Source organism: Asticcacaulis sp., from assembly GCF_027484505.1.
Lineage (GTDB): Bacteria > Pseudomonadota > Alphaproteobacteria > Caulobacterales > Caulobacteraceae > Asticcacaulis.
In genome coordinates this window covers 22,149-31,293 of sequence record NZ_JAIXSV010000019.1, presented here as the reverse complement: position 1 = coordinate 31,293, position 9,145 = coordinate 22,149, and the positions used below count along the sequence as shown (strand labels likewise).

Sequence of the window (9,145 nt, the reverse complement as noted above, 5' to 3'; positions counted from 1 at the left end):
ATCAGCGGCCACAGGCTTTTCAGGCCCCGGCCCGGCGCGGTTTCGGAGGTCATGTGCGTTTCTTTCCCATTATGCCCGGATCATGCTTGCCGGGTGTCTTGCGCGCAAGGCACCACATATGAAGTCGATTGTCAAATATGAAATGCTGCGCCTCGCGAGGTGCAAAAAAGCAGGGCCTTTGACAGATCAGGCAGGCATGATAAGGGCGTTGTCAGCAATTGTCCGGGTAATGGCTTAAATTATCATATAAATATTGCCGAAAGCGTTTCGGCCATGATAACGAAGCCGCCCAAGGTTTAAGTCAGGCCAAAATTAAGCAGGAAGCGTCCATGTTCGGGAAAAAAAAGGTCAAGCCGCTGAAGATCGGTCTGGTGGGGCTGGGTAAGATCGCCGTCGATCAGCACATACCGTCGATCCGCGCCAATAAGGCGCTGGAACTGGTAGCCGGGTGTTCGCCCAATGCCCGCCCGGACGGCGTCACCGCTTACGACTCGCTGGAAGACATGCTGGCGGCCCACCCGGAGATCGAGGCTGTGGCCATCTGCACGCCACCGCAGATCCGGCACAAGATCGCCAGACAGGTCATTGCGGCGGGCAAGCACGTCTTCCTCGAAAAACCCCCTGCGGCCACGCTGGGCGAGGCTGAGGCCATTGCCGATCTGGCGCGCGCCAAAGGCGTGACGGTGCTGGCCAGCTGGCATTCGCGCTATGCGCCGGCGGTGGAAACGACCCGCCAGTGGATCGCCGGGCGCCAGATCAAATCCATCCACGTCGTGTGGAAGGAAAATGTGCGTCAGTGGCATCCGGGTCAGAAGTGGATCTTCGAAGCCGGCGGCATGGGCGTCTTCGATCCGGGCATCAATTCGCTGTCGATCCTGACGCGCATCGTGCCGGAAAAGGTCATCGTCAAAAAGGCCGATCTGCATATTCCGGTCAATTGCGAAGCCCCGATTCAGGTCGAGATGGACCTGACGACCGAAAGCGGCGTCGCCATCCGTGCCGATTACGATTTCCTGCAAACCGGCATCCAGACCTGGTCGATCTTCGTTGAGTCCGAAACCGGCGAAAAGCTGGAACTGAGCATGGGCGGCACGGGCCTGACCATTGATGGCAAGGAGATCATGAAGGAAAAAGAGGCCGAATATCCCGGCCTCTATGCCCACTTCGAAAAGCTGGTGCGCGCCGGTCAGTCGGACGCCGACTTCTCGCCGCTGCGCATCGTGGCCGATGCCATGCTGCTGGGCAAGCGCATCGACGCCCCGGAGTATGTTGAGTAGTGCATTCTGTCTCCTCCCTGTTGTCCAGCAATGGGGAGGTGCCGAACCAGCGAAGCGCGTCGAGGCGGAGGGGGGCGACTCCGAACACTGAAACGCGCTTAAAATCTTGATGTTATCCCCCTCCGTCAGTCCGCTTCGCGTCCTGCCACCTCCCACGCTAAAGCGTAGGGAGGAGAAGAAATGTCTGGCACTCCGCTCCCTAATGCGGCAAGCTCTGCGCCCATAAACGGAGCCAGACTTGTCTCACGATCTGTTTGAAGCGGCAAAAGCCGCAGCGGCGTTCAGCCATTCCCCCTATTCCGGTTTTCCCGTCGGTGCGGCCATTCGCACGCCGGACGGACGTATCTTCAGCGGCACCAATGTCGAAAACCTCGCCTTCCCGCAGGGCTGGTGCGCCGAAACCTCGGCCCTGGCCCAGATGATCATGGGGGGCGCGAAAGAGGTGGCCGAAATCGCCATCTTTGCCCCCAAAAAAGCCGCCTGTCCGCCCTGTGGCGGCTGCCGGCAGAAGCTGGCGGAGTTTTCCGATGGCTCGGCGCAAATCCATCTGTGCAATGAAGAAGGGGTAGCCCAAACGGTCACACTGGCTGAGCTTCTTCCCATGATGTTCCGGACGGAGCTGAAATAACAAAGCCCGGCAGGTGATCCTGCCGGGCTTTGATTTTGCGAACACCTAAACGGCTATCAGCCTTCGAATTCCGGTTCGGTCATGGCCGTGCGGGTCACCTTGGCGACGCGCAGGGCGTTGGTCGAGCCCGACTTGCCGAACGGCATACCGGCGACGATGACGATGTCCTGACCGGGCTCGGAAATGCCTTCGGTGCGGGCGATCTGATTGGCCACCTGCACGGTTTCCGACATGGAGTGCGTCACCGGGGCGGTCTTGGCGTGCACGCCCCAGGTGAGGGCGAGGCGACGCGCGGTTTCCAGATTGGGGGTCAGGCCCAGAATCGGCGCCGTCGGGCGTTCGCGCGCCACACGCAGCGCGGTGTTCGACGAGTTGGTCAGAGCGACGATGGCCGAGGCCTCGATGGTTTGCGCCACCTGACGCGCAGCCGCGGCGATGGCACCGGATACCGACTTTTCCGTTTCCGGACGGCGGCGATCGGTCTGCATGCGCCAGTCGCTGTCCTTTTCGACACGCGCGACGATGCGGTCCATGATGGTCACGGCTTCGACTGGATACTGACCCGCTGCGGTTTCCGCCGACAGCATGACCGCATCGGCGCCGTCATAAACGGCCGTGGCCACGTCCGAGGCTTCGGCGCGGGTGGGGGTGGGGGCCGAGATCATCGACTCCAGCATCTGGGTGGCGACGATCACCGGTTTACCCAGCGCGCGAGCGGCCTTGATGATGCGCTTTTGCGCCAGCGGCACCTCTTCGGGCGGCAATTCGACGCCGAGGTCGCCGCGCGCCACCATGACGGCGTCGCTGAGGGCAAGAATTTCCTCAAGATTATCGAGCGCCTGCGGCTTTTCGAGCTTGGACAGCACCCAGGCGCGGCCATTGATGATGCCCTTGGCTTCGATCACGTCTTCCGGACGCTGCACGAAGCTGAGGCCGATATATTCGACGCCGCGTTGCAGGGCGAATTCCATATCGGCGCGGTCTTTTTCGGTCAGGGCCGGGATCGGCAGGACTACGTCGGGCACGTTGACGCCCTTACGGTCCGACAGGCGGCCACCGGTCACAACCACGGTTTCCAGATGGTCTTCGCGCACATGGGTGACGCGCAGCTTCAGCTTGCCGTCATCGAGCAGCAGGTGCGAGCCAATCTGCGCCGCCCCGATGATTTCCGGATGCGGCAGGTTGGCGCGCGTCAGGTCGCCGGGCGTGGGGTTGAGGTCGAGGCGGAAGGTCTGACCCGGCGTCAGCACGATGGCGCCGCCCATGAAACGACCGACCCGCAGCTTCGGGCCCTGCACATCGGCCAGAATGCCGATCGGGCGGCCTGTCTTGGCCTCCAGATCGCGGATCAGGTCGATATTGCGGCCGTGGTCTTCGTGGCTGCCGTGCGAGAAGTTGAGGCGGAAGACGTCGGCTCCGGCCTGAAACAGTTGAGCCAGCATGTCGGCATTGGACGAGGCGGGGCCGAGGGTGGCGACCAGTTTGGTGCGGCGGCGACGAAGTATTTTCAATTGACCAACTCTTCTTGGAACAGGGACGCAAGCCCCTTCGCCGGCTCAGATGGGCCGCCTTAAGGCTGTCGTCTTTGTAACGCCTTATGTGTATCCGAAAGGTGTATTTCGGTCAGAAGGCTTTAACATCCGCGCGTGTCGTGTGGCATTGGGACGGCTCTGGGCGGGCTCTTTTTCCCCCGAAAACGCGCGTTTTGGGTTCGTGCAGACCAAAGTCGTGTTCTGTCCCCTGGGTCAAGTCACATTTTGAGTAACAAAGCGGCAGGTTTCCTCACAACCCGAAGACACGACACTTTTGACTGTTTAACTCAGACAAAAATGAGGCTGTGATCCGCTTTTTACGAGTGTTTTTCGACGCTTTCATTTTTATCAAAGAAAAAGACGTATAGGATAAAAAGGTCTCAAAAGAGCTTTTTATCAGTCGGTGTCAGGAAATGGTGTAAATTAATTTCTATAAATCAGGAATTTATATTTTACCTCCAATTGGTCAGGGTTTTAAATGAAAAGGCTTCACAAAAACCACAAATAAAAACGCCGTTACGGAATGCAACTGTGGCGATTATACCATGACCTGCAAATCACGATGTTTTCTTGTCATATAATATTGGTCAATCATATGATTTATGATAACGCTATCATCGGAGTCTGGGCCTATGGCCTCCGCAATCAATGCGGTCGTCGATGATAATCCAGACCCGTGTTCAGACAGGGATGTGCGAAAGACAGCCGTCATTGCAAACGGACCGCCAGGAACCGGCACAAGGTTCGCGGCCGCGGTGACAGGCCCCATAATGCCAGTGACGCCAACCTGACCGGACGCACGGGGTGCGCGGTTCGCCATCCCCGGCATGGTGCCAAACGCCTGCGGCTCAAGGAGGGGCCCCGGCGGGACATGAGGGAGACAGTTATGAAACAATCGAAATTCGCACGCCTGTCGGCGGGCGTCTCGGTGATGGCGCTGGGCGTTGCGGTGATGGGCTTTGCCCTGCCGGCCGTCGCCCAGACGACGACGGGTGAGGCCGATGTGACCGAAGTCATCGTCACCGGTCAGCGCGCCCAGGTGAAAACAGCGCAAAAGTTAAAGCGCGACGCGGAAAGCGTTGTGGACTCAATCACCGCCACTGACATTGGTGCGCTCCCGGACCGTTCGGTTTCTGAAGCCTTGCAGCGTGTGGCCGGTATCACGCTTCAGCGTACCGATGCGGCCCGTGACCCGGCGCGTCTGTCCGGTGAAGGTGGTGCGATTTTCGTGCGCGGCCTGAGCTATGTTTCGACTCTGCTCAACGGGCGTGAAGTTTTCTCGGCCAAGAACGGCCGCTCCATCGGCTTTGAAGATGTTTCTGCCGATTTGATGGCGGGCGTTGATGTTTACAAGAGCACCGTGGCGGAACAGATTGAGGGCGCGCTGGGCGGTACGGTGAACCTGCGTACGCGTCTGCCGTTCGATTCCAAAAAGCGCATCATCGCTTTCACGGCGGACCGAAACTATGGCGATCTGCGCGATGAAGCCTTCGTGTCGGGTGGTGTGACCTATTCTGATCGCTGGGAAACATCGATCGGTGAAATCGGCCTGTTGCTGAACGCTTCGGTTTCGAATGTCGGTACGCGCTCCAATGCCTTTACGACGGACCGTTTCGATCAGGTGGCCGGTGTAGGTACCACCTCAAAGGCCGATGATCGTTACGCGCCCAAGGCGGCAGGTTACCGTACGATTGACTGGGATCAGAAGCGTGAAGCGGTTGCCGCTGCCGCCCAGTGGCGCCCCACGGATTCCCTCGAATTCACCCTTCAGTATCTCAACACCAAGGCGACACCCAAGAGCCTTGAGCGTTCGACCGGCTACTCCGACAATCTTCTGTCGCCGAACAGTAGCTACACCTATGACTCACAGGGTCAGTTCACGGGTGGGGTGTTCAATAACACCATTCATCGCAACGTTACGCGTACAGGCGTAGACAATAAAGAAACGTCAGACATCTCGTTGGGGGGTAAATGGCGTGTTTCTGAGCGCCTGACCCTCAGTGCCGAAGCTCAGAAGGTCAAATCGACCTCAAAGGTGGTCAGCTTCACCGTCGGTACGGAACTGATGGATCAGGTGGACGTAAAGCTCGATCTCTACGGGAGCGATACGCCTACCTTCCTGACCTACAATAATTGCTTCCGTGATTGTACGGTCACCAGTTCCGCACTTGCGAATGTCAATGATCCCACGCGCTACCTGTATAACTTCGCGATGGATCACCTGGAAGACAACGATGCCGAGCAGACCGCGTACCGGGTTGACGCCAGCTATGAATTTGATTCGGCATGGCTGCGGTCGCTTAAGGGTGGCATCCGCGTGGCCGACAAGACGGCAACGACGCGCGAAAACGGTTATAACTGGGGTGCGGTGTCTCAGGATGCGGCCTGGAATGGCAATAACGTCACCAAAGATCCGCCCATTTCCGGCATGATCGATTACTATAACTATGGTGACTTCTTCCGCGGGGGTGCTCAGCAGCCTGCCGGCGGCGTTTTCCCGTCAGTTCAACTGGCGGACTATTATGCATCGCGCGATAAGATCAAGACCGCTGCTGCGGATCTGGGCTGGGGCTGGGTGCCGTTTGACGGCAATTACGATGCCGTGCCTCCGGGCCGTGCTGACAATCCCACTTCGGGGTCGATCACACAGTCCGAAAAGACCAGCGCGGTCTACGGTGTTGTCCGCTTCGGCAATGACAATATTTTGTCGGGCCTTGACGGCAATGTTGGCGTGCGCGTGATCAAAACCGAGTTGAGCAACGGTCAGGGGCTTTTGGGTAATCCGGGTGCACTGGCCAACGTCACGGCGGCCAACATCAATCCGAATTCGTCTGCGACCCTGCGGCAGGAAGTGCTTGACGCCATCGCCATTTCGGCGGTCGGTGGTACGGTCAAGGGTATCCGTCTCGAAAACACATATACAGATGTATTGCCGAGCCTCAACCTGCGTCTGAAGGCGACGGATCAGATCCAACTGCGCCTGTCCTTATCCAAGGCCATTGTGCGCCCCAGCTTCGGTCAGATGCAGCCCTACACCACCTTGGGTGTAACTGCCAACCTTGTGCAGGCGCTGGATAGTGCAGGCAAGCCCATCCCGGCCCCGACGCAGACGGACCCCACCGCAACACTTCAGTACGTGACCTCGATTGAATATTCGGGTTCCGGTGGCAATCCGAGCCTTCAGCCCATGGAAGCCAATGCTTATGACTTCTCGGCGGAATGGTATTTTGCCCCGACCGGAAGCCTGACCCTGGCGCTGTTTAAGAAGGACCTGAAAAACTATTTCTTCGGTTCAACCGGGAATGAGTCTTACACCGTTGGTGGCAAGACGAAGACCTACAGCGTCTTCCGCACCCGTAACGGTGATAAGGGCTCGGTTGACGGCCTTGAACTGGCCTATTCACAGTTCTACGACTTCCTGCCTGGCCCACTTTCGGGTCTGGGGGTTCAGGCCAACTACACGATCGTCAACTCTAAGGGTGGCAAGAACACCGCGGTTAACATCTCGGAAGCCGAACAGGTTGCCGGTGCGCAGGCTGATCTTCCGCTCGAAGGCCTGTCGGAAACCTCCTATAACGTTGCCTTCATGTACGAAAAGTACGGTATTTCGGCGCGTCTGGCCTACAACTGGCGCTCAGAATTCCTGATGACCACCTCAGCGGCCAATATCAAGGCGCCGGTCTGGTCCGAAGACTACGGTCAATGGGATGGCTCTGTGCTTTATTCTGTGACGCCGAAAATCAAGGTCGGTCTTCAGGTCACCAATCTGGGACGTGAAAAGACCTATCTGAAGGTCGGTAATCCGGATCGTCTGGCGCGTTACGCGTGGTTCGATACGGACCGTCGCGTCGCTATCACGTTGCGCGGTCAGTTCTGATCAAAGCGCTAAGGCGGAATGATTCCAAAAGAATCATTCTTCTATAGTGTGGATATGGCCCGCCCGATCCTCATGGTCGGGCGGGTTTTTCAGGTCTATTACGGGTGTAAAGAATCGTCTGGGAAAGACAGGGAACAGGCATGTCTGGTGAGCATATCAAGAAGATCGTTATCGTCGGTGGCGGCACAGCGGGCTGGATGTCAGCGACCACCCTGGCGCAGGCGTTTCAAGGCAAAATTGTCGAAATAGTCCTTGTTGAGTCCGATGATATTGGCACGGTCGGCGTCGGTGAGGCGACGATCCCGCCTATTCGCCGGTTCAACGCTCTGGCCGGTATTGATGAGGTTGAGTTTGTCCGGCGCACGCAGGCCACCTTCAAACTGGGGATTGAGTTCGTCAACTGGACCCGTCAGGGACACCGGTACATTCACCCGTTCGGTTTCTACGGCAAACCCATCGACCTCATATCGTTCCATCATTACTGGCTGCGACTGAAAGAGATGGGGGATGAGACGCCCCTTGATGCCTATTCGCTGCCGATCATGGCGGCACGTCACAACAAATTTCTGGTTGGGCCCAATGACCCGGACTCGGTCTTTGCGACCTATTCCTACGCCTTCCATTTTGACGCTGGCCTCTATGCGCAGTTTTTGCGTCAGCACTGTGAGGCCAGAGGTGTCAGACGCGTCGAAGGCAAGATTACGAAGGTCAATCTGAACCCGGAAGACGGTTTCATAGACAGCCTGACCCTTGACAGGGGAGAGACGATTGACGGTGATCTCTTTATCGATTGTTCGGGTTTTCGTGCGCTCCTGATTGGCGAGGCCCTTGGGGTGGGTTACGATGACTGGTCGTCATTCCTGCCTTGCAACCGGGCTGTGGCGGTGCCGTGCGAAAGCGCTGCCGAGCTTACCCCCTACACCCGCTCGACCGCTCACAAGGCAGGCTGGCAATGGCGTATTCCGCTTCAGCACAGGACCGGTAATGGGCACGTCTTCTGTGCGGATTACATCAGTGAAGACGAAGCGGTGTCCACCCTAATGAACAATCTGGACGGGAAGCCGCTGGCCGACCCACGCGTCATCCGCTTCACCACCGGAAAACGAAAAAAGTTCTGGGAAAAGAACTGCATAGCCGTGGGGCTGGCGTCCGGGTTTATGGAGCCACTCGAGTCCACATCCATTCACCTTGTGCAAAAAGCGATGGCGCGCGCCGTCGGTTTCCTGCCTGTGCATCGCCATGACACGGTCAGTGTAGAAGCGTACAACCGCCTCATGCTGGAAGAATTCATCGAAATTCGAGACTTTCTGGTCCTTCACTACCACGCCACCGAACGCGATGACTCGGATTTCTGGACCTACTGCCGTCATATGCAGCCACCGGAAACGCTGAGCCGCCGAATGGATTTGTTCCGGGCGCGTGGCCGCGTTATCAGCCATTCTGAGGAACTGTTCGGAGAAGCCAGCTATGTGGCGGTTTTTCTGGGGCAGGGTGTCACCCCTCAAGGCTATGATCCTCTGGCTAATGTTCTTGATGCTGATGATGTCAAAGGGCGGTTACGCATGATGAGAGAGGTTATCTCGGACACGGTACAGCGTATGCCAACTCAGGCACAGTTCATCGAACGCACCTGTAAGGCTTACCCGCTTGACAAGCTGGCCGGATAGTTTTGTGTAGCCCCGCAGTAATGACATCGCTGTCAAAACTGTGGATAATAATGCCGTTATCTTGTCTGACAATTTGACGTGCAAATGAAAGAAATTGTTGGTAAATGGCAGTTTGATCGCCGTCGTTAAATTTTTCGATTGCAAAAGTCCGGATTTGCTGGATT

Annotated in this window: 6 protein-coding genes; 5 read left to right on the top strand and 1 reads right to left on the bottom strand. The window is 57.5% G+C overall.

All coding sequences use genetic code 11. The features are described 5' to 3' along the window. The 3 genes from Q0072_RS01200 to cdd all read left to right on the top strand — a co-directional run. Nucleotides 1-238: hypothetical protein (locus Q0072_RS01200; protein ID WP_298324553.1), on the top strand; the 238-nt coding region annotated here is incomplete at its 5' end. Nucleotides 239-329: 91 nt separating this feature from the next. Further along, entirely contained in the window at nucleotides 330-1,277 is a 948-nt protein-coding gene (locus Q0072_RS01195) for a Gfo/Idh/MocA family oxidoreductase (RefSeq protein WP_298324550.1), read from the top strand. A 238-nt stretch (nucleotides 1,278-1,515) separates the two neighbouring features. Then, the gene (gene cdd, locus Q0072_RS01190) at nucleotides 1,516-1,905 is read left to right on the top strand and encodes a cytidine deaminase (RefSeq protein WP_298324548.1); all 390 of its coding nucleotides are present in this window, start codon (nucleotides 1,516-1,518) and stop codon (nucleotides 1,903-1,905) included. 56 nt (nucleotides 1,906-1,961) lie between these two features. On the opposite strand, the gene pyk is transcribed toward cdd, so the two are convergent. Next, nucleotides 1,962-3,410, bottom strand: coding sequence for a pyruvate kinase (pyk, locus tag Q0072_RS01185; RefSeq protein WP_298324559.1), 1,449 nt, complete (start codon nucleotides 3,408-3,410; stop codon nucleotides 1,962-1,964). Nucleotides 3,411-4,323: 913 nt separating this feature from the next. On the opposite strand from pyk, the gene Q0072_RS01180 reads away from it, so the two are divergent. Next, entirely contained in the window at nucleotides 4,324-7,314 is a 2,991-nt protein-coding gene (locus Q0072_RS01180; RefSeq protein WP_298324544.1) for a TonB-dependent receptor, read from the top strand. A 140-nt stretch (nucleotides 7,315-7,454) separates the two neighbouring features. Next, nucleotides 7,455-8,981 carry a tryptophan halogenase family protein gene (locus Q0072_RS01175; protein WP_298324542.1) on the top strand — a complete coding sequence of 509 codons (1,527 nt, stop codon included), beginning with the start codon at nucleotides 7,455-7,457 and terminating at the stop codon, nucleotides 8,979-8,981. The last annotated feature ends 164 nt before the right edge of the window (nucleotides 8,982-9,145 follow it).